This window comes from Nocardioides sp. LHG3406-4, assembly GCF_049897745.1.
Classification (GTDB): Bacteria; Actinomycetota; Actinomycetes; order Propionibacteriales; family Nocardioidaceae; genus Nocardioides.
Genome location: NZ_JAFCWV010000001.1, coordinates 997,367 through 1,018,750, shown reverse-complemented (window position 1 = coordinate 1,018,750; position 21,384 = coordinate 997,367). Strand labels below are relative to the sequence as shown.

Annotated in this window: 21 protein-coding genes; 10 read left to right on the top strand and 11 right to left on the bottom strand. The window is 66.1% G+C overall.

The features are described from left to right. Positions 1-656: 656 nt before the first annotated feature. A complete protein-coding gene (locus ACP7BP_RS04965) occupies positions 657-1,439 on the top strand; it encodes an IclR family transcriptional regulator (RefSeq protein WP_426243045.1) in 783 nt (260 codons plus the stop codon). A gap of 248 nt (positions 1,440-1,687) precedes the next feature. Here the strand turns inward: ACP7BP_RS04965 and ACP7BP_RS04960 are convergent, their stop codons facing one another. The 8 genes from ACP7BP_RS04960 to ACP7BP_RS04925 form a co-directional block, all read right to left on the bottom strand. Then, positions 1,688-2,590 (bottom strand): prephenate dehydratase domain-containing protein, encoded by a 903-nt coding sequence (locus ACP7BP_RS04960; protein ID WP_426243043.1) that lies wholly within the window; start codon positions 2,588-2,590, stop codon positions 1,688-1,690. Next, a complete protein-coding gene (locus tag ACP7BP_RS04955; protein WP_426243041.1) occupies positions 2,587-3,441 on the bottom strand; it encodes a 2-keto-4-pentenoate hydratase in 855 nt (284 codons plus the stop codon). The genes ACP7BP_RS04960 and ACP7BP_RS04955 overlap by 4 nt, the downstream gene beginning before the upstream one ends. Before the next feature lie 35 nt (positions 3,442-3,476). Then, the gene (locus tag ACP7BP_RS04950) at positions 3,477-4,259 is read right to left on the bottom strand and encodes an ABC transporter permease (protein WP_426243039.1); all 783 of its coding nucleotides are present in this window, start codon (positions 4,257-4,259) and stop codon (positions 3,477-3,479) included. A gap of 50 nt (positions 4,260-4,309) precedes the next feature. Then, positions 4,310-5,107: an ABC transporter ATP-binding protein gene (locus tag ACP7BP_RS04945; protein ID WP_426243037.1), complete on the bottom strand. Its 798-nt coding sequence runs from the start codon at positions 5,105-5,107 to the stop codon at positions 4,310-4,312. A 6-nt stretch (positions 5,108-5,113) separates the two neighbouring features. Then, positions 5,114-5,851 (bottom strand): ABC transporter permease, encoded by a 738-nt coding sequence (locus tag ACP7BP_RS04940; protein ID WP_426243035.1) that lies wholly within the window; start codon positions 5,849-5,851, stop codon positions 5,114-5,116. A 278-nt stretch (positions 5,852-6,129) separates the two neighbouring features. Further along, positions 6,130-7,161 (bottom strand): amidohydrolase family protein, encoded by a 1,032-nt coding sequence (locus ACP7BP_RS04935; RefSeq protein ID WP_426243033.1) that lies wholly within the window; start codon positions 7,159-7,161, stop codon positions 6,130-6,132. 8 nt (positions 7,162-7,169) lie between these two features. Further along, positions 7,170-8,003 carry an alpha/beta fold hydrolase gene (locus ACP7BP_RS04930; protein WP_426243031.1) on the bottom strand — a complete coding sequence of 278 codons (834 nt, stop codon included), beginning with the start codon at positions 8,001-8,003 and terminating at the stop codon, positions 7,170-7,172. Between the two features lie 4 nt (positions 8,004-8,007). Further along, positions 8,008-8,802, bottom strand: coding sequence for an IclR family transcriptional regulator (locus ACP7BP_RS04925; protein WP_426243029.1), 795 nt, complete (start codon positions 8,800-8,802; stop codon positions 8,008-8,010). A 551-nt stretch (positions 8,803-9,353) separates the two neighbouring features. On the opposite strand from ACP7BP_RS04925, the gene ACP7BP_RS04920 reads away from it, so the two are divergent. The 9 genes from ACP7BP_RS04920 to fdxA all read left to right on the top strand — a co-directional run bounded on the left by ACP7BP_RS04920 (position 9,354) and on the right by fdxA (position 17,327). Continuing rightward, complete coding sequence (locus ACP7BP_RS04920; protein WP_426243028.1) at positions 9,354-10,322, top strand: ABC transporter substrate-binding protein; 969 nt, start codon at positions 9,354-9,356, stop codon at positions 10,320-10,322. Between the two features lie 24 nt (positions 10,323-10,346). Then, positions 10,347-11,252 (top strand): VOC family protein, encoded by a 906-nt coding sequence (locus ACP7BP_RS04915; RefSeq protein WP_426243026.1) that lies wholly within the window; start codon positions 10,347-10,349, stop codon positions 11,250-11,252. A gap of 42 nt (positions 11,253-11,294) precedes the next feature. Further along, complete coding sequence (locus ACP7BP_RS04910; RefSeq protein WP_426243024.1) at positions 11,295-12,293, top strand: hypothetical protein; 999 nt, start codon at positions 11,295-11,297, stop codon at positions 12,291-12,293. Continuing rightward, entirely contained in the window at positions 12,290-13,447 is a 1,158-nt protein-coding gene (locus ACP7BP_RS04905; protein WP_426243022.1) for a Gfo/Idh/MocA family protein, read from the top strand. The genes ACP7BP_RS04910 and ACP7BP_RS04905 overlap by 4 nt, the downstream gene beginning before the upstream one ends. Positions 13,448-13,507: 60 nt before the next feature. After that, positions 13,508-14,737, top strand: coding sequence for a Rieske 2Fe-2S domain-containing protein (locus ACP7BP_RS04900; RefSeq protein ID WP_426243020.1), 1,230 nt, complete (start codon positions 13,508-13,510; stop codon positions 14,735-14,737). A gap of 11 nt (positions 14,738-14,748) precedes the next feature. Beyond that, complete coding sequence (locus ACP7BP_RS04895) at positions 14,749-14,982, top strand: hypothetical protein (protein ID WP_426243018.1); 234 nt, start codon at positions 14,749-14,751, stop codon at positions 14,980-14,982. 111 nt (positions 14,983-15,093) lie between these two features. Then, positions 15,094-15,939 carry an alpha/beta fold hydrolase gene (locus ACP7BP_RS04890; RefSeq protein WP_426243016.1) on the top strand — a complete coding sequence of 282 codons (846 nt, stop codon included), beginning with the start codon at positions 15,094-15,096 and terminating at the stop codon, positions 15,937-15,939. After that, on the top strand, positions 15,939-16,946 hold the full coding sequence (locus ACP7BP_RS04885) for an NAD(P)/FAD-dependent oxidoreductase (RefSeq protein WP_426243015.1): 1,008 nt from the start codon (positions 15,939-15,941) through the stop codon (positions 16,944-16,946). Before ACP7BP_RS04890 ends, ACP7BP_RS04885 begins: the two co-directional genes overlap by 1 nt. Before the next feature lie 30 nt (positions 16,947-16,976). Beyond that, positions 16,977-17,327 carry a ferredoxin gene (gene fdxA, locus ACP7BP_RS04880; protein WP_426243013.1) on the top strand — a complete coding sequence of 117 codons (351 nt, stop codon included), beginning with the start codon at positions 16,977-16,979 and terminating at the stop codon, positions 17,325-17,327. A 1,098-nt stretch (positions 17,328-18,425) separates the two neighbouring features. On the opposite strand, the gene dmpG is transcribed toward fdxA, so the two are convergent. The 3 genes from dmpG to ACP7BP_RS04865 are packed head-to-tail and all read right to left on the bottom strand — an operon-like array spanning position 18,426 to position 21,249. After that, positions 18,426-19,466, bottom strand: coding sequence for a 4-hydroxy-2-oxovalerate aldolase (dmpG, locus tag ACP7BP_RS04875; RefSeq protein WP_426243011.1), 1,041 nt, complete (start codon positions 19,464-19,466; stop codon positions 18,426-18,428). Further along, positions 19,463-20,434 carry an acetaldehyde dehydrogenase (acetylating) gene (locus ACP7BP_RS04870; protein WP_426243009.1) on the bottom strand — a complete coding sequence of 324 codons (972 nt, stop codon included), beginning with the start codon at positions 20,432-20,434 and terminating at the stop codon, positions 19,463-19,465. Before ACP7BP_RS04870 ends, dmpG begins: the two co-directional genes overlap by 4 nt. After that, positions 20,431-21,249, bottom strand: coding sequence for a 2-keto-4-pentenoate hydratase (locus ACP7BP_RS04865; protein WP_426243007.1), 819 nt, complete (start codon positions 21,247-21,249; stop codon positions 20,431-20,433). The genes ACP7BP_RS04870 and ACP7BP_RS04865 overlap by 4 nt, the downstream gene beginning before the upstream one ends. Positions 21,250-21,384 lie beyond the last annotated feature (135 nt).

Below are 21,384 nucleotides of genomic sequence, written 5' to 3'. Positions count from 1 at the left end.
GTCGGTACTGGGCGACAGACTGTCCCCGTGAAGCCCAGCCAGCGTTGCCAGCAGGACGCCGAGCTGATGACCGTGGTCCGCAGTGCCTACGCCAACTGGGGATCAGCATGCGCGACCCAAAACCGATGGGCCGCGCAAGGGAAGCCCCTCGATGGTGGTCATCGACGCGCATCTGGCGCGGGTTCTCCGAATGGCGGTGTCACCTCACACGGCCGCGGCGGGCGGATCGGCCGCACCAGGCAGCCAAGCGGGCCAAAGCCCTCGACATCACCGGCCTGACCGTCGGGGCACTTGTCGTTCCTCCGCGCACCCCCGAGCGGCTAGACCTCCGAACTGATGCTGCACGGGCGCGAACCGCGGGCCTGATCAGCCAGGTTCACGAGATCTACGAGAAGACCGCGAGTTCGTGCACGGGGCGGCCTGTGGCTACTCACGGCTCCTCCAGTGCTGTCACTACAGCGTGGGCACCGTGCCCAACTGCCGGGCCGCGGCTTCCCGAGCGGCGACCGGGTGGTGCCCGCGGCGGAGGTCTTCGAGCTGCGCTTGCCGTACCCGAATTCGTCACCAGGTGCGTGCAGCAGTCCAATGTTGTGCGGGGCGGGCGCGAGAGTGTCAGACTGACCCTGGACGAAACATGCGGAGGATATCTAGTGACTGTGAGTGAGCCGGCCCAACCTCCCAAGAGTCGGCCTGAGGTCGCGCGCTCGGTCCTCCTGGCCTTTACGTTGCTTGAGGCCGTCGCCGAGTTGCAGCCGGTGTCGCTGGGCGACCTCAGTAGGCAACTCAAGTCTCCGAAGAGCACCATTTTGCGCTCTCTGCGTACCCTGCGGGCCGCGGGATACATCTACCAGGACCCAGCTGGTGCTCACTGGTCCCTGACGCTGCGTTGCCTACGTCTCGCCGACGCGGCCACGAGCTCCCTCGGCCTTGCAAGTGCGGCACGGCCGGTCATGGAAGCGTTGTCCATGGCTACGGAGGAGGGGATCCACCTCAGTGTGCTCGAATGTGACGCTGCCATCGTCGTGGAGAAGGTTGACGGCCGCCGGGCCGTCCGGGCCCACACCGCTCGGGGTGAGCGCCTGCCGATCCACGCATCATCATCCGGCAAGGTCTTCTTGTCGTCGATGTCGGAGCGTGAGGTGGAAGGACTTTTGCCGGTTCGGCTCGAGCGATTCACCGAGACCACGATCACGACGGTCGACGCGTTGCGTGAGGAGTTGGAGCAGGTACGTCGTGCCGGCTATGCCACCAATGACGGGGAACGCCGAATCGACGTCTTGGGTGTGGCGGCGCCCATCCGAGACTCCAGTGGGTCCGTGGTCGCCGCGATCGGTGTCTCTTTTCCCCGCGAGCGTTTGAAGAGCGTCATCGACTTCCAGCGGATCGTGCGAGAGTGCCAGGCTGCCGCCGACGAGATATCCGGACGCATGGGCGGTTAGCCAGGCCCAAGCGGCAGACGGGTCCGCCGGGACGACGGGGGACGTCTGCCCAGTGTCGTGATCGAAACTCGAGCGGACCAGTCCTGCCCGGGACTGGATTGTGCGTCGCCCGGTGCGTGCAGCCGAGAGCGAGGGTTCGACACGTGAGCCGCGGAGCAAACTGCTGCACAGCGTCCGGACCACGTCCTGCTGGGCGGCATGACCCATCTTGCTGGCGGCCGGCCAGGATGGCTGCGGCGGCCTAGCTATCAACTAGGGCCTTCGGCACCGTCGTTGGGTCGCTGGTCACGGTTGGGTGTTGTGAGCCGAATGGCTCGGCTCCGAACGGGAAGGTCTGCCTCGCTCCGGAACGCTCCGAGCAGATCGACGTCCTGCATAGGCAGGCTTTCGACGGCGGCTACGACCTCGGGGCAGGGCGGTCCGGTGAAGATTGCCACGAAGCGGTAGCCGAACAGCCGCCCGAGCGGCTGGTTGAAGACGCTGCGGACCTCGAAGCCAAGCTGCGCGAGAGTTCGGACGACAGCGGTCAGCCCGGCAGACGACCCGGTCCGGACGACGATCCGGTCGGGCGCGGGCGCGGTGACCGGCGTGGCTGAGAGCAGCCACCATGCTGCCGAGGCCCCGCCGTCGATGTCGGTGGCCAGCACGGTCAGGCCCATGCTCTCGGCGAGCCGTTGAGAGCCGACGACCGCCGTGCTGCCATCTCCCTGGATAACGTCGTCTGCGGCGGCAGCCGAGTTCAGGGCATGCCGTTGAACCACGGCGTGCGGGAGTGTCTGCTGCAGGAAATCGGTGCACTGACTGATCGAGCCATGGCCGGTGACGCGGGAGATCTCCGTGAGGCGGGTGCCCGGCTTCCCTAGGAGTAGACAGTCGTAGGGGACGACCAGCTCGGTCACGACGTGCAGGCGCTCGCCGCGCAGCATCCGTCGCATCGCATCCGACGTCGCACCCGCGGTCGTCTCCCCGGTGACGACCGCGAAGTCGATGAGTCCTCGCAGGCTTGCGTCGGTCACGGCGTCCAACGACGCGAAGTAGACCGGCGGCCCCAGGCCGCTCAGTCGTGCCGCAAAACGTGTGGCGGCCTGGCCTGCGAACGTGTTCTCGTCTCCCAGCGTGCCCATGACCCAGGTGTCTGGGGAAGCGCTCATGTCTGTGTCCTGCCGGGCTGTTCGTCATCGGCGCCACCGTAGGCTGGGAAGTCTCCGGCTCCATCCGCGAGGCTCGTACGAAGTCGGGCTGCACCGCTGCTGGTGCATTGGATGCGGCAGCTGCCGAGCTCGGGCGACTCGACGACCACCTCGGAGTCAGGGTGGAGGTCGCGGGCCGCCGTAAGCCCCCCGGTGAGCACGACCATTCCGGGTTGCAGCCCCGCGCCGATCACATGCAATTGGCGCACCAGCCAGCTCACAGCAAGGGCAGGCGACCCCATGGCGGCGTCGCCGGTCGCCGTTTCGAGGTGGTCGCCGGAGCGAAAGCTCACGAAGCACTCGCTGGGGTCATCGGCGGCGCTCCATTCTCCGACGAGGTAGCGCGCAGCGGAGGAACCGTCCGCGACGTTGTCCTCCCAGGTGAACTGGTACGTCCGCCATCGAGGGTCCACGATCTCGAGAGCTACGGCCCAGGTGCCTGAGGAGACCACCTCGTCGGGCGTAACGTTCGCCCCTGAGATCGGCACGGTGGCGCGGAAAGCGATCTCCGCTTCGACCTTGGGGTGGATCAGTGGGCTGATGTCCAGGATGTCCCGGATCAGCATGGGAGTCCACAGCGTCCCGTAGTTGGGTTCCTGGATGCCGAAGGCTTGACGCATCGCCTCTGACGTCCACCCGAGCTTGTAGCCGGACAGGGACATGCCCGCACGCCACCTTCGGTCGTCCCGCTCCCGGGCGATCTGCCAGGCGGCCTCGCGCGAGACCCCATCCGGGTGCGCGGAAAGCGGCTCGATCCCCACGCCGTAGAGTTCAGCGCGCTCCAGCTGCGTGGCAGCTGCGTTGATATCCATTGCCCTCCGTATTGGTCTTGACCTCGCACCCGCGTCTACACGGGCGCTTGACGTACCCCGTTCGGGACGTCTTGGCTCGCCGGGCCAAGTCCCTTGCTGGTAGCGCGATCGGAGGACCGCACAAGGCGAAGGGCTGCCATCAGGACGACCTGACAGGCCAGCGAGAGGGCGATGATCAGGATCACGAGGGCATACAGCTGGGACATCGCGAACGATTCGTAGTAGAAGCGGAGGCGGTAGCCGAGCCCCACACCGGACAGGATGTAGCCCGTCGCGATCACGACGATGAAGACCAGTGTGAACCCGACGCGGAGGCCGGTGGCAATGATGTCGAGCGCGCCGGGGAGCAGCACCTTTCTGAACGTCGCGACTCGCGAGGCGCGGAAGATCGAGGCCACCTCGAGGTGGACGCGTTCGACGCTCCGCAGACCCGCGTACGTGCTCTCCGTCATGACCATCCCGCCCAAGAAGATGGACAGGAGGACGGTGCTGCCGGTGCCGAGCCCGAAGAAGATGATCGCCACGGGATACAGCAGCACAGGCGGAACGGTGTTGAGCATCGACAACCAAGGAAAGACCGCGCTCCGGAACGAGCGGAACCGCCACCCGAGGACGCCGCAGCCGGTGCCCAGCACCAAGGCGAGCACAAGCGCGATGAGAATCTGCGACATCGTCGTGCGCAGGTCGCTCACGAAGACTTCGGACTGCAGCATCGGCACGATCTCGCCCAGCACGACCGTTGGACTCGGCATCGTCATGGGTCCGAGCTGGTGTGCTCCGAAGAACCACAGTGCGACCAGGCCGATCGCGACCAGCAAGCGGCAGGCGTGCAGGCGCCGGGGGGACTCTATCGTGGCCACCGTTCGGCTTAGGCCTTCGTCAGGGCGCGGTCGGCAGCGTAGGCGTCGTCGCGCAGGCTGCCCCACAGTTCCGAGTGCAGTTGCTGGAACGCCGCATCGGCGATCGTACGGTCGTCGCGCGGACGTGTCAGAGGAACGTCGTAGATGTTCTTGATCCGGCCGGGCCGGCCAGACATAAGCACCACTTGGTCGGAGAGGAGCACGGCCTCCTGGATCGAGTGCGTGACCAGCACGACGGTGGCTGAAGTGGCCTCCCAGATGCGGAGCAGCTCGCTGCCAAGGATGAGTCGCGTCTGCTCGTCCAAAGCTCCGAAGGGCTCGTCCAACAGGAGAATGGGGGGCCTCATGGCCAGGGCGCGAGCGATCGCGGCGCGCTGTTGCATTCCGCCCGAGAGCTCCCGCGGATAGGCACGTTCCCACCCTTTCAGTCCTACGAGCTCGATGAACTCCGCCGCCGTCGCGAGTCGTTCCTTTCGAGCCACGCCCTGGAGCTCGAGACCGAACGCGACGTTGGAGATGATGTCGCGCCAGGGATACAGCGACGGCTCCTGGAACACGAAGCCGATTTCGGGGCTCGGTCCAGTGATCACTTCACCGTCGGTCGAGACGTGGCCGTGGGTGGGGTGCAGCAGACCGGCCAGGATCCGCAGGAGCGTCGACTTCCCGCATCCGCTTGGACCGATGATCGATGTGAAGCTCCGCGCGCGGAGCTCTACCGAAATCGCGTCGAGGGCGACGGTCTCCCTGCCGGTTTCAATGTTGACGTACCGCTGTGACACGGAGTCGATGACGATGTCGTTGGTCACGCACACCTACCTTTGCTGTTCGGCTGAAGCGAGTCGACGTTCGGCTGTGGCTGCGAGCAGGTACGCCACCCCGCAGACCACGACCGTGAAGAGGATCGAGGCGTACATGCGGGGATAGTCGAACGCGTGGTAGTAGGCCATCACTAGGTGGCCCATGCCGGCCCCTCCAAGGATGATCTCGGCCGTGATGACGACAAGGAAGCACAGGGTGAAGCAGATGCGGGCGGCCGAGATGACTGGCAGCGTGATCGATCGCAGGACGACCTTGCGGTAGATCTGCAGGCGGGACCCCCCGAGGCAGCGACCGACCTCGACATACAGCGGCCGCACATTCTTGAGTGCGTTGACGGTGGCCAAGAAGACTGGCAGCACACCGTGGAGTGCCGCGAAGACCACGACCATCGTGGAGTTGAGCCCCAAGATCACCAGCAGGATGGGCAGGATGGTGATCTTGGGGATCGCGTAGATGCCGAAGACGAAGGGCTCGAACACGGCTGTCGCGAACCGGGACATCCCGACGATGAGTCCCGCGACGAGTCCGATGCCGTACGCCGCGACGAACGCTATGAAGAACTCCTTCATGGTCACAGCGAGGTTCGACCACAGCGTCTCGTCGCTTAGTAGGTCCCGGAACGCTTCGGCGATCTGGTCCGGTGGCGTAAGGATCCGCCCGCGGAGTCCGCCGAACATCGTGCCGGATATCCACCAGGCGATGACGAGGACGAGCGGTGGGATGAGCGGCATCAGCGCCGCCCGCGGCAGCCGGGCGCGCCGCACCCGGGCCGGGCCTAGGTCCTCGGGAGGCCCGCCACTGGCTCTCGGCTGGACTGCATTCGCTTGTGACACTCACACTCCCGGGATCTCGATGCGTCGTCGGCGGCGCCCCGTGTGTTGTGGCTGACTCATTGACACAGGCCGGCTCGGCCTCGAGTTCCGGTAGCCCATCGCTTGGGTTTTGCAGATCATCACACCGGCGCATCGCGTGTCACCAGAGTCCTGTCCCGCTGAACGGTACGAGGCTGTCAGCCGCTCGCGGGCAGACACCCTGTAGGCGGCTTTCGGGCCCGGCGGACCTGGCTCCACAGGGCTTCCCCGTTGCCGCGGACTGTGTCGAGCCAGGGCACCGAGCGCTCGCCGCCGCGCAGGTCGAGATCACGAGGGGTGACGACGGCGTCGAAGGGGTAATCGCTCCCATAGACGATGCGATCGTGCCCGAAGACGTCCGCAGCGTGCTGCACGGTGAGGTCGTCGTAGGCGACCGAGTCGGCCCAGAACGACCGCCGCACCTGCGCCTTGGGCGACGCCAACAAGTTGCCATTGCGGCCGAGCGCGGAGAAGCCATACTCCAGTCTCCCGAGGAGGGACGGAAAGCAACCTCCAGCGTGCGCCAAGAGCACCTGCAGGTCCGGCACGCGGTCAAGGAGGCCCGAGGTGATCATGTGGACGGCCGTCCGGGCGGTCGTGATCACCATCGCCGCACCGAACACCGCTCCGATCGATCGGTCCGCCTCGCACAGAGCCGTGTCCGCCGGGTGAACGAGCACGACACCGAGGTCGGCAATGCCTCGCCAGGCCTGGGTCCGCTCCCGGTCCGCGATGACGCGGTCGTAGGTGTAGGCAGGCAGGGAGACGCCGACGCACGACTCGTCGCCGTGCAGCCGCTCCAGTTCCGCATCCGTCGCCCGGGGGTCCCCCAGAGGGAGCATGCCTAACATGGCGAACCGATCAGGCGCTTGCCGGCAGACATCGATCAGGTGGGCGTTGCTGTCGCGAGCCAACTCGGCGACGTGCTCGGGCGCGTTCGAGTAAGCCTGGAGAAGGGGAGGTGCCGAGAGGACCTGCCGCGCGACGCCCATGCGGTCCATCTCGGTGATCCTGGCCCGCCAGTCGACCGCCGGTGGACGGATTGTTCGGTACCGGCGTTCGCCAGCCCACATCTCCAATTCAGCAGGCTGCCCGGGGGCCGGGCGGACGTGCGGATAGTCGCTTGCGCCCGCCGGTCTGGCGGACGAGGAGGACAGCATGTGGGCATGCCAGTCGATGAGGCCCCGCACTGGCGCGCTCACAAGGAGAGAAAGCGGCCGACGGACCACTCGAAGTCGCGATCGCGCTCGATCTGGGTCCAGTGGCCGCACCGCGGAAACAGGTGGAACTCGGCGTCGGGGAGGAGTTCGACCAGCCGACCGCTCGTCTCCCTCCACGGGATCACGCGGTCCTCACGTCCGTGGATAAGGAGGACCGGATGGTCGATCGTCGCCAGCGCTGCCTCATCCAACGCGGCCTCGTCGAGGTAACGCTGTCGAGGGGATGGGAAGGATGCGGCGTACCGGTCGTGAGCGGATGGCACCGCGCTGGCTTGGAACCGCCGCTGCACGAGTTCGTCGGTGATGAGGGTCTTGTCGTAGACGAAGAGGTCGATGAGTCGGCGCATGTTGTCCACGCTCGGCGTGTATGCCCACACCTGCTCCAGTCCGGGGCTGATGGGGAAGCGGATGCCGATCGTCCCCATGAGCACCATGCGCCGCACGAGGTCGGGGCGCTGGTGCGCGACGGCGAGCGCGAGTCCGCCACCCAGCGAGTTGCCTACGAGATGGACCGGCCCTCCCTGTGCGTCGATGAAGCTGATCAGCTGGCGAACCCGCGTGGCATGGTCCAGCGGACCCGGGTACAGCGCTCTGGTCTCGCCGAAGCCGATGATGTCGGGGGCAATCAGGCGGAAGGAGTGGCGAAGACCGGACGCCAAGGTGCCGCCCCAATTCACGACGCCGGAGACGCCAGGGCCTGAGCCGTGGATGAGCACGACCGTCGGACCAGCACCGGTCTCGAGGAAGAACGTCGAGAACCCGTCGTGGTCGAGCCGATGGTCGGCAGGAGCTTGAGCCGGGCCGCTGCCCACGGTCTCAGTGACCAACGGTGGCCGCTCCGCTCTGGTGGAACATGTCGGCCCAGATCGCGCTCGCGGTGCGGCGAATCTCGGCGAGATGCTCGTCGACCGACGTCTGGTTTCGACGACCGCAGACGGAGATGGCGGCGATCGCCCGACCCGACCCCCGCAACGGGACGGCGAGGCACTCCAGGCCCATGACGGCTTCTTCGCGATCGTTCGCGTATCCCAGCTCCCTGACCCGACGCAGCTGTCGCACGAGGTCTTGCGGGTTGTGCATGGTGTGCGGGGTCAGCGGCGGAAGTTCGGCATTCAGGAGAACGTCGACCTCGGCCTCTGAGCCGAACGCCAGTAGGACCTTGCCTAGCCCCGTGCAGTGAGCGGGCATCCGCCCGCCTTCACGGGTGGGCAGATTCAGCCCTCGAACGAGGATCCGCTCCAGGTACACCACGTCCAGGTTGTCGAGGACGCCGAGCTGGACAACCAGGCCCGTCCGGGTGCTGAGCTCCTGGAGCCGGGGCAGGGCGCGGTCCCGGAGGACGCGGTATCGGTCGGCGAGTCCTCCCATCTCGAACATGCGCACGCCGATCCGATAGCCGAAGGGTGCTCGTTCCAGCCAACCGAGCTGGACAAGCTGCTCGGCCAGGCGATGGACCGTCGACTTGGGCATGTCGGAACGCCGCACGAGCTCGCACAGCGGCAGGACCGGATGACCGGCGTCGAAGGAGTCGAGAAGGTGTGCAGTGCGAAGGAGCACGGACTTGTCGTCCAGGCCCGCCGAACCGCCCCCCGGGGAGGTGCTGGACCGCACGCCTGGTCGTGGCGAAAGGGTCTGATCTGTCGGCTCTTCGACGTCCAACGTGGTCGCTCGGGGAGTGCGCATGCTGCTCCTTCGGCCCCAACCCTGCCGGCGCCCCATGTGGCCCGTGGGGCCGCATGGGGTCATGTTGAGCAGGGAGTTGGGACGGCGTGTGGTGGAACTCTTCGCGGCTTCAAAGTAGGAGGAACCCCGGGGTGCGTCAAGACAAGTTGGCTCAAATTGGTACGTGGTCGTGCCGCTAGTCGGGACGCTGGTCCGCATATGCTGACCGCAGTGTGCACCTGAGAAGGCTCGTAGCGTCCCGCTGTGCGGACCGATGGACTGGACAGTGGACTCCCGCACTGACCCAATGAACGCAGCCCCAGCGGTCGCTTGCAGTGCAGACGTGTGACGGCCGGCTGGATCGGCGTGAGGTCTTGTGAGTACGGGCGGACTCGAAGCCCGCAAGTCGATAACCCATCGGAGAGGCTCAGATGAAGCGAACAACGAGTCTGCTCGGCTCCCAACGGCGGGGAGCCGCGGTGGCCGTGGCAGCGTTGTGCGTGAGCGCACTCGGCGCGTGCGGTGGCGCCGGCGGATCGGGCTCGGACACCGAGGACGGCGTCGTACTCGGTCCGTCCCGGTTCGAGTCGATCACCAACGCGGCGCTGGTCGTGGGTGCCGAGAGCGGCACCTTCGACACGTGCGGCCTGGACGTCGAGCTCAAGGCCGCGGGCGGCGGGGGGAATTCGGTGCAGGCGCTCGAGAGCGGGGCGATCGACTTCATCATGCCCTCGCTGAGTGCCGTGATCCCAGGCTTTCAGAAGGGCGCCAACATCGTGGTCGTTGCGGGCGACAGCGTGGGGACGAACGGCATGGCCTGGCTGGTGCCGAAGGACTCGCCGCTGCAGTCGGTCGAGGATCTGGCAGGGAAGAAGGCCAGTGTCTCGGCAATCAACAGCAACACGGACGCCTCGCTGCAGAGCGTCCTGCGGGCCAACGACGTGGACCCTGACGACGTCGAGCGGGTCGTGATCGCCGAGGTGGGCGCGGGTCTCGCGGCTCTCGCCTCGGGCACGGTCGACGCGGTCTGGGCCACGGAGCCCTCAGTAACGCTGTTCGAGCAGACTGGCGATGTGCGGGTCCTGTTCCGGACCGACGACTTCATCCCGGAGTTCCAGCTCACGGTCCTGGCTACCCGCAAGGATCTCGCGGAGGAGGACCCCGAGCTGGTGGAGGACGTCGTGGACTGCCTCCGCACGACACGAGAGGCAGCCCGCGCTGACATCGAGGGCGTCGGCACCGCTTTCGCGGAGTCGGCCAAGCTCGAGCCGGACGTCGCCGTAGACGTGCTGAAGCGCAGCATCGGCAACGACGAAGACAGTCTGGACCTGAACGTTCCCGGTATCCAGGCCGCCCTCGACGCCGCGACCCTCTCCGGCCTCGTCCCGGCCGACACCACCCTGACTGACCTGAGTGACCTGTGGATGCCAGCCGATGGCGTCGAGATCGTCGGCGGAAGCCTCAACTGACCAGCCGCAAGCGAAAGGACGAGCATGAGCCACACCGTAGGAAGCGATGCGAGGCCGTTCCGGTTCGGCTACGTGATCCTCGAGGTACCCGACCCGGCGGAGACGGCTCGTCTCCTCGACCGCTACTTCCACCTGAAGGTGGAGGACTCGGCGGGTGGAGGCAAGGTCGTGCGAGGTGGCACCGACCATCACTGGGTCCAGCTCGAGCGTGGCACTACGAAGCGGCTGCGCCGACTCGCGTTCGAGATGGCGAGCCCCCACGACCTCGAGGTGGCCGCGAAGCGGTTGTCGGACGCCGGTGTCGAGATCGAGACCGGCACCGATCGAGAGCACCACGTGGGCGACTATGTGCGGTTCCGTGACCCGGACGACAACCCGATCGAGCTGTACATCGCCATGACGCAGATGCCGGTCCCGGTCCCCCCGCGGCTGGTGCAGGTCCGCACCATGCTGCACGCGTTCGTGACCGTTCCCGACATCAAGCGCAGCTATGACTTCTACAGTCGCGTCCTGGGGTTCCGTGCTTCGGACTGGGTCGAGCAGAGCGCGGTCTTCATGCACCTGGCTAACGGCTTCCATCACTCCTTCGCGATGATGCAGGCTCCGGGACCTTCGCAGGTCGACCACCTCTGCTTCCTCACCGAGTCCTTGGACGACGTCATGCGGATCAGGGCACGCTCGATGGTCGACCAGGTCGACTCCCGCGCCGACGTCAAGCGGCACGCCCCCTCTGGCTCCATCAGCTACTACGTCACCGACACGACGAGCGACCTCGTCTTGGAGGCGTGCTGGGACCACATGACCATCGCGGACTCCCAGACGCACCAGGCTCGGGTTCTGCCCAAGCGTCCGGAGTCGGGCAACGTCTGGCTGGCGACTGAGGACGGCGCGGTGACCGATCAGATGGACGGACCGCTGGCCGATGCCTGAGAGACCAGTGGGCCAACGGGTGCTCGAGACGAAGGACCGATCATGACCAGGCGAGAGATTTCACTACTCTTCGGCGGCGACTACGACCGCACCCGGCTGCTTCAGGACCCGGAGGTCGCCGAGCGCAATCGACTCGATGTGGACATCACCCACTTCGCGACGCCGCACGAGGTGTTCCATGAGTTGACGCACTCGGATCGCGGCGACGGGGGCGAGTTGTCGCTGTCGTTCTACACGACGATGATGTCTCATCCGGACCTACGGGACAGGTTCGTGGCCCTGCCAGTTCCCGTCTCCCGCTTCTTCCGTCACGGGAACATCCTGGTTCGCCGCGGAGCAGGCATCGAGTCGGCAGCCGACCTGCGTGGTAAGACGATCGGGATCCCCGAGTACGGCACGACGATGATCGTCTGGCTGCGGGGCATCTTGGCCGACGAGCACGGGGTGCTTCCGCACGAGATCCGGTGGCGGGCGGGGCGAGATCCGGTGGCCCTGGCGGGTGAGGCCGTGCGCTACCCACCCGATGTCGACATCGCTCGGGCGGAGTCCACCGACCTGGTCGGAATGCTCGCGGACGGCCGGCTGGACGCCTTCATCGGGATGCTCCCACCCCAGCTGCCGTCCGGGGTCGAGCGCCTGTTCCCTGACTACGGCGCGGTTGAGCGGGAGTACTTCACCCGCACGGGGATCTTCCCGATCATGCACCTCCTCGTCCTCAGGCGCGAGGCCGTCGAGCGAGACCCCGGGATGGCGAACGCGCTCTACGGGGCTTGCCTGGATGCGAAGGAGAAGAGCCTGCGCATCTTGCGGAACACCGGCGTGCTGGGCGTGATGCTCCCCTGGCTGCTGACCGCCGTCGACGAGCAGGAGGCTGCGATGGGCGGTGACCTCTGGCCGTACGGGGTCGAGGAGCTCAGGCCCACGACGGAGAAGTTCATCGAGTATGCGCGGGACCAGGGACTGCTCTGGAACAACGACGTGACGACCGATGACCTGTATCTCGACCTGACCGTGACGGCGCCATCGAGCGGGGCACGGTGACGACCGCATTGGCCATCGCCGGCCTGGGTGCCGCAGGCCTACACCTCTACAAGGCCGTTCTCCGTCATCCCGAGGTCGAGCTGGTCGCCGTCATGGACGTCGATCCCGCGATCCTGGACGTGCTGCGAGGGCGAGTGCCGATCCTCACCAGGGACTTCGAGGAGTTGTGCACGTCTGCACGCGTTCAGGCGATCTTCATCGGTTCCCCGACCCCCCTGCACCTTCCGCAGGCGCTGGCGGCGCTCGACCACGACAAGGACGTGATCGTGGAGAAGCCGATGAGCACGGACTATGAGTCCGCCGTTCAGCTCCGGGAGCATGCCCGTCGTACCGGGCGCGTGCTCGTGGTCGGTCACTCTCAGAGCTTCGAGCCCTTCGTGAGGTGCATCGCCGAATCGCGTCAGCGTCACGACCTGGGTGGTTTGCGGCGCCTCGTGTTGAGCGAGCAGACCGACTGGATGACGCGTCCCCGCACCCCGGAGGAGCTCGATGAGTCACTGGGGGGAGGACCGATCCTGCGTCAGGGAGCCCATCTCGTGGACACCGCGCGCTATCTGGCCGGCGGGGGACCCGTCACCGACGTGACCGCATCCGGGTTCGCGATGGACGGCGCCGCCTGCCATGGCTCGTTCGTGGCCTCGATGCGGGCAGGAGGCGCTCTGGTGACGCTGGCCTACGACGGCTACGGGCCCAACGTGGGGGACGGCCAGAGCCTGTCGCCGCTCTCTGGCGAGGAGGCAGCGAGCCGCAAGGGCCACCTCAACGCGACCCAATTGGCGCAGGCCACCGACGAGTCGGCCGGGCCCACCGCAGGCGGTGGGTCGCCGCCGGCGTGGGTCATGCAGCGAGCTGTGCTGGCAGTGTACGAGCGCGGCCAGGTCAGTTACGACTCCACGAGCGGCCTGGTGCGCACGGTTCGCCACGACCGGCGCGCGCACGTCGAGGATCCCCGACTCCTCTCGTCTGGACGGACGGCGCTGCTCGACGAGCTGATCGCGGCCCGAGAGGGGACCGAGCCCCTTCACGACGGCACCTGGGGTGCCGAGAACTTGCGCGTCTGCCTTGAGATGGCAGCCGCCGCCCGCGACGAGGGGCACGGCGCGGGCCGTGCCACGTCGCACCAGTCAACGAATTCGATGAGAGAGTGGAGGTGATTGCCAGTGCTTTCCCCTGAGATGAACGAGAGACTGGTTCGCGTCGGTCCCGGGACGCCCATGGGCGAACTTCTGCGTCGCTACTGGTACCCCATCGCGATCAGCTCCGAGCTGGGGATCAAGCCGCTGCGGCGTCGACTCCTGGGCGAGGACCTGGTCGTGTACCGGACGCGGAGTGGCCGGGTGGGCGTCATGCAGGAGTCGTGCCCTCACCGACGTGCGTCGATGGCGTACGGGATTCCCGAGGAGGACGGGCTGCGCTGTGGCTATCACGGATGGGTCTTCGATCCCGAAGGGACCTGCCTGGAGCAGCCGGCCGAACCTGCATCGAGCACCTTCAAGGACCGGATCCGGGCCACGGCCTACCCGGCCCAGGAGCTCGGGGGCATGATCCACGTCTACCTCGGCCCGGACCCGGCTCCCCTCCTACCGCGCTTCGACTTGTACGTCTGGGAAGACGTCTGGCGCGAGATCTGGTGGGCGGACCTCCCGTTCAGCTGGATGAACCCCATGGAGAACTCGGTCGATCCGCACCACGCCGAATGGTTGCACGGTCACTACGGCGCCTTCGTCGACGAGCTGGAGACGGGTGTCAAGCGCGACGCCACCGTCTACGTGAAACCACACCAGAAGGTCGGGTTCGACGAGTTCGAGTTCGGGATCATCAAGCGTCGCATGCTCGAGGGCGCATCGGAGGAGGATGACGACTGGAAGATCGGTCACCCTCTCGTCTTCCCCCACATGCTGCGGCGCGGGTTCGCGTGGCAGCACATGTTCCAGATCCGAGTCCCGGTGGATGACCACACGACTCGGCACTACTGGTACACCGCGTACAAGGGTCCCGAGGGCTTCGTGATGCCGGCACAGGACGAGATCCCGGTCATGGAGGTTCCTTGGCAAAAGCCCGACGGGGACTTCGATGTGAGCTTCGTAGACGGCCAGGACATCATGGCCTGGGCGACCCAGGGGGCGATCTACGACCGGTCGCTGGAGCATCTCGGTCAGTCCGACCGCGGGATCATCATGCTGCGGCGCATGTTCGAGCGTGAGCTGGAGAAGGTCGAGCAGGGCCTCGACCCGATCGGAGTCATCCGTGATCCCGCCAAGAACGAGATCATCTCGTTGCCGACGGAGAAGAAGAAGCTCGGCGGAGGCACCAAGTACTGGAAGGACCTCATCGCCACGGGGACCCACCGGTACAGCCCGTTCACGCCCAAGATCACCGATCTCTTCGAGCAGTTCGAGGAGTACGAGCGTCGCCAGGCAGATGCCGTACGGGATGGCCAATAGGGGTGCGTCCGATGAGATCGAGTCCCAGCGCAGAGGAAGACCGCGAGTTCTGGGTGCAGCGGGTGCGAAAGTGCCCCTGCTGCGGCCATGAGGTCGGCGGGCGCTTCGGGATCGCTCAGGAGTACTGGGTGGCCGGCGACCGGCACATCGACCTGTGGTGCGGCAGCTGTCACGCCCACGTGACTGTCGTCTTCGCCGCGCTCGTGACCATGCAGGAGCCGGCCGGAGATCCGCGGCTCCACTGAGGCCGGGTCCCATCCGGCGGAACGTTCGCGTTGCCAGGGCTTCGTCCCACGGCGACGCTGGCGCGCGAAGCAGCATCGGTGCAGGACCGTACCAAGAGAGAGGGAAACGTGATGAGGACAGCCACAATCGGGGGTGTCACGACGAGCTTCGAGGACAAAGGTTCCGGGCCTGTTGTCGTGCTTCTTCACGGTTCGGGTCCGGGGGTGTCGGCGATGGCGAACTGGTCGGCGACCGTCCCTTCTCTCGTCGACCGCGGATTCCGCGTGCTGGCACCCGACGTGATCGGCTTCGGCCAGAGCGACAAACCGGACGACTTCCCCTACGGAGCCGAGGGCTGGGCGAGGGCGGTCAGGGATCTTCTCGCCGAGCTCGAGATCCCGACCGCGCATCTGGTGGGCAACTCCATGGGCGGCCGGATCGCGCTGACGGCGGCGGTCCGCTTCCCCGACATGGTCTCGTCACTGACGCTCATGGGCGTCCGCGGCCCGGAATCCGAGGCCGGCTTCGCTAACCTGCGCCGGGTCCGCGCCTACGAGCCGTCGCAGGACGACATGCGCGACGTCCTGAGCCTGTTCACCTATGACCCCGCGTCGCTCAGTGAGGACCTGGTCAGGACCCGCTACGAGGCGAGCATCGTCCCCGGCGCGCAGGAGAGCTACCGCCGGATGTTCGAGTCGGGGGTCGCCAACCTGCTGCCCGTGACGACGAGCGAGCTGCAGTCGCTCGCTGCCCCCACGCTGATCTTTCATGGGCGCGAGGACCGGGTCATTCCGGTCGAGTGCGCCTACGAGCTCGCCGGGTCTATTCCCGATGTGGTCGCGGTCGTCGCGAGTCGCTGTGGACACTGGGTCCAGATCGACCGGAGGAGTCTCTTCGAGAGCCAGCTGGAGAGCTTCCTGCTCGAGCACTCCTCGAAGTTCCTCGCCACCGGAGGACCCGGCAGGGGTGCCCGTTGATGCCCGTCGTCGACGACCAGCGTGAGCTCGACATCGACCTCTTGATCGTGGGCGCAGGTCCCGTCGGCCTGTACGGGGCGTACTACGCGGGATTCCGGGACCTCTCGGTGGCCGTCATCGACGGCCTGCCCGAGGTCGGCGGTCAGATCTCGACGATGTACCCGGAGAAGATGATCTACGACGTGGCAGGGTTCCCCGGCATCCGGGGCCGGGACCTCGTCGCCAATCTCCAGCAGCAAGCGGACCTGTTCAAACCGTCCTACATCCTGGGCGAGGAGGCGGTCACTCTGGAGCACGACGGCGGCTCGCTCCGGGTCCTCACCAGCGCTGGACGGTCGATTCGCGCTCGAGCCATGATCGTCGCGGGTGGCATCGGCACCTTCACGCCACGGACCCTGCCGACCGGGATGGAGTTCCTGGGTCGCGGGCTGAGTCACTTCGTGCGTGAGTTCGACTCACTGGCGGGCCAGGACGTGGTCATCGTCGGTGGTGGTGACAGTGCGTTCGACTGGGCTCTCGCGTTGCAGCCGGTGGCGAGACGCATCACGCTGGTCCACCGTCGCAAGGCATTCCGGGCCCACCCGTCCACGGTCCGAGCCGTGACCGAGGCCGGCGTCGAGATCCTCACCGACTGCGAGGTAGTGGCGATCCGCGGCGATGTCGAGCGCGGTCCGCTGGCCATCGACGGCGTCGACGTGAAGCACGTCCCCACGCAGGTCGTCAGGTCGCTCGATGCACAGAGTGTGGTGGCGGCTCTCGGGTTCACGGCCAATCTGGGCCCGCTCCTGACCTGGGGGTTCGATCTCTCGGGACGTCACATCACCGTGGACAGCACGATGGCGACGAACCTTCCCCGGGTCTTTGCCGCCGGCGACGTGAACGACTACCGGGGCAAGGTGCGCCTGATCTCGGTGGGGTTCGGTGAGATCGCGACAGCGGTGAACCACGCCGCGGCGTTGATCGATCCCGAGCAGCCGATCTTTCCAGGGCACTCGACCGACAACTGACGGCAAGCTATCAACGATGAGGAGACGGTGTTGGCCTTTGTAATTGCGGAACCATGCATCGACGTGACGGACCGCTCGTGCGTCGACGAATGCCCGGTCGATTGCATCTACGAGGGTGCGCGGAAGCTCTACATACAGCCTGAGGAGTGCATCGACTGCGGGGCCTGCGAGCCCGTCTGTCCCGTCGAGGCCATCTCGGCCGATCGGCGGATTGCGCCTGAGCGGAGGGTGCACCGCGGCGACAACGCCGCGTTCTTCGAGCTGGTACTTCCCGGTCGCGACGAGCCGCTGGGATCTCCCGGGGGCGCCTCCGCGCTGGGTGCGGTGGGGAGCGACACCCCGTTGGTCTCGGCGACGCCTGAGGAGGCCTCGACTACATGACGGGTCACGACCACCCGAAGTCGGCTCTTCGCGGGTCGTCCGAGCTTGCGGGCCGCGCTTCGGCGGCGGGTTAGCTCGACAATGCCGCGGGGATTGGGGGTTTGATCTTGTCGCGACTGGCGGCGGGACCGCCCCGCAGCGGAGCCAAGCGTGGCATAGCCCGCGCCCTCTGCGCCGACCTCAAGGGACGACGACCCGCGTTCAGCTGCAGACCGCCCACGTAGAAGTTTGAGCGGCTGCAAGGCATCAGCCCCGCACCGCGATGCCGGGACAGACGACAAGCGCGGCACCGACCAGGTGCGAGACGCAGACCGCCCTGCCGCTGATGAGCAGAAGGTCAGACGGCGCGGGCGCCGGAGGTCATGGGAATGGCGGAGATGGGGCATCGGCGTCGAGGCGTGCCGACGGATGCTCACCGACCCTTGAAACTAGGACCGCGCTGCAGAAGGCGCTGTGCCTCGGAGGGAGACGGGTCCGCCGTTTCGGCCCGCGTCCAACTCGGACGCACCAATGAACTCGGTGGTGTGAGCGTGCCCCGGAACGAGAAGGTCCTAGCATGTCGAAGGATCGAAGCTTCATCAGGGCTCGGCTCGGCCGGACGCCGGGGACAGTTCGTGGCTGAGATTCACTCACACGTGCCAGCGACCTCGGCGGTCTTCGACGATCCGAGTTCCGAGTTGTCGGCCGGCTAGGTCCCTGATTGTCTTAGCCGACGCGGCGGGTTTCCGGCTTCAGGTCTATGAGCGCCTCACGGTGCCGAGCAACAGTGGCGCAAGGCCGGGTTCCAGGTCGCCTCGCCAATTGGTGGATGGTCGCCGGCGCGGATTCCATCGCCGTGGTTCCTGCGTGCGTTCACCTTCGATCACGCGTGCGCTGGTCGACGCGGTCGCCTCGAGGTTGCTGCCCGACCGGCCGACCGGGCACCGCTCATGGGCGGAACCCGATGGCCGAGCGGGCGCATCAAGCTGTCGGTGGCATTGGGCAAGCAACTTTGGCAAGCGCGGCATGGACGTCTTGCTACTCTGCTGATCGCTCGCGCGCCTTGGCTTGAGCATTGGCGGGGGCTCGTGAGGTCCCCGTGGCAGTTGACCTCAAACTCTATGCTCGCTCGGCTGCCGATCCACTGGGGTCCGCTTCGGCGAGATCTAGCGCTATGTCGACAATCAGATCTTCCTGACCCCCGACCAACCCGCGTCGGCCGACCTCGATGAGCAAGGTCCGAACGTCGATACCGTACCGCTGCGAAGCGGCTTCGGCGTGACGCAGGAAGCTGCTGTAGACGCCGGCATAACCCAATGTCAAGGTCTCCCGGTCGACCTGGACTGGACGGTCCTGCAATGGACGCACCACGTCATCGGCTGTATCCATCAGAGCAAAGAGATCGCATCGATGGTTCCAGCCTCGGAGATTTGCTACCGCGATGAAAGGCTCGATCGGGCAGTTTCCCGCGCCGGCACCGTGTCCTGCGAGCGATGCGTCTACCCGAGTTACTCCCTCTTCGACTGCCACCATACTGTTCGCAACCGCGAGCGAGAGGTTCTGATGTGCATGAATGCCGAGTTCGGTTGCTGGGTCGAGGACGTCGCGATATGCACGAAAGCGCTCGCGGACACCGCTCATGGTCAATCGACCCCCTGAATCGGTGACATAGACGCAGTGCGCACCATAGGACTCCATCAGCTTGGCCTGTCCTGCGAGCACCTTGGCCTCGGCCATATGGCTCATCATGAGAAAGCCCGCGACGTCCATCCCCAGTTCACGTGCCGTTGCGATGTGCTGAGCGGCCACATCTGCTTCTGTGCAGTGAGTGGCTATACGGACAGAGCGGACGCCGAGGCTGAAGGCGTGCCTGAGCTCTCCGATGGTGCCCACGCCTGGCAGCAACAACGTCGTCAGGCGGGCTCGGGTGACTTCCGCGGCCGCAGCCTCGATCCACTCCCAGTCAGTGTTGCTGCCCGGGCCGTAGTTCAGCGAGCCTCCTGCCAGCCCGTCCCCGTGTGCGACCTCGATACCGTCAACTCCTGCAGCATCGAGAGCGCCAACGATTCGTGCGACGTTCTCAGGCGTGATTCGGTGTCGGACTGCATGCATCCCGTCACGAAGGGTGACGTCTTGAATGAACAGATTTGGGGCGCTCACGAGCCGACCTCGGCCGGAGACTGAGATTGACGAATCGCCAACTGTTCGCCAACCCGCAAGGCGGCGGCCGTCATGATGTCAAGGTTTCCAGCGTAAGCCGGAAGATAGTGCGCCGCTCCCTCGACTTCGAGGAAGACACTGACCTTGGCTCGCACCTCCGATCGATCACTGCCGCGGGCTAGCAACGTGTGCACCGGATCCCCTTGGTCCACGGGGGTGAACTGCACTTCCTGCTTGAGCCGATAACCGGGCACGTAGTCGGCTACATCGGCGACCATTTGATGAATGCTTTCGCGGATCAAGTCATGATTGGCCTCGCCGATCAGGCAGTAGACCGTGTCTCGCATGATGAGGGGAGGCTCCGCAGGATTCAAAACGATGATCGCCTTGCCGCGCGCGGCTCCACCCACCTGCATGATTGCGCTTGACGTGGTCTCCGTGAACTCGTCGATATTCGCGCGCGTACCCGGTCCCGCGGACTTGGACGCGATAGAGGCCACGATCTCGGCGTACATCACCGAACAGACACGCGAGACAGCAGCGACGATGGGGATCGTCGCTTGCCCTCCGCAAGTCACCATGTTCACATTCAAGGCGTCGAGGTGGACATCCAGGTTGACCGCGGGCACCACGTACGGTCCGATCGCCGCAGGCGTCAGATCCACCAGCTGCTTGCCGAACGGCGCAAGGGCCTTGGCGTTCGCCACGTGAGCCTTGGCGGAGGTTGCGTCGAAGATGACGCCAATCTCTGCGAAGTTGGGCATGGCGATAAGACCCTCAACCCCATCCGCGGTGGTCGGGATCCCCATCCGGGCTGCTCGCGACAGACCATCGGAATCGGGGTCGATTCCGACGAGAGCGCCCATCTCTAGGATGTCCGTAAGTCGCATGACCTTGATCATCAGATCGGTGCCAATGTTGCCCGAACCAATGACTGCGACCTTGGTGGGGTTGGTGGAATCAGTCACTGCTTGCTCCTCGAGAGTGTGGCCTCGGCGACGCCCAGGCCTGAGATGTCAACAGAGATGTGGTCGCCTGCACGGATGTCGACCATCGGACCCAGGGCCCCCGAGAGCACTATTTGCCCGGAGCGGAGCGGGTTGCCGTAGGCAACCGCGGTGCGCGCAAGCCAGGCGAGGGCGTTCAGCGGATCGCCGAGGCACGCATCTCCCGCTCCTGACGAGGCGAGGACGCCGTTGACGGACATCGCCATCGTCACGGCGACAGGATCGACGTCTTCGAGCGTTACCTGTGTCTGGCCTAGCACGAACACCCCGCTCGATGCGTTGTCAGCGACGGTGTCCGCGAATCGGATGTCCCAGCCAGCGATTCGGCTGTCCACAATCTCCAAGGCCGGCAGTGCATACGCGACAAAGGAGCGTATGGAGCTGGCGTCGATGTCAATGTCCACCACGTCCTGAGCCAGCACGAACGCGATCTCACCTTCGGCCTTCGGCTGCAACAGCGCCTCGGCTTCGATCGTGGCTCCGGTTTGGTAACACATGTCGTCGAAGAGCGTCCCGAAGTCGGGCTGGTCGACTCCGAGCTGTCGCTGCACCGACGGCGAGGTCAGGCCGGTCTTGCGACCGATGACGCGAGCGCCTTCCGCCAAACGCGAAGCCGTGACGCGCCCCTGCACGGCGTATGCAGCCGCCGTATCAACCGGACCAATCAGATCGCGGACCGGGTCGCAGGGCGTCCGGGAACGGGCCGCCGCAATGAGTCGTTCGGCAGCGAGCTCAACGGCGTCGCGTACCGGGGTGCGAGGTGAACCGGGCTTCATGGAACCCCTTTGCAGCAGAGATGGTGTTATTGACCACCGTGGGCCCTGTCCAGTCGGAATGCGACCGGGTTGTGCCGGTGACTGGGACGCTCTGGAGAGGTCGAGCGGGAGGTCTCGTCGTAGGCGTCAGGTAAG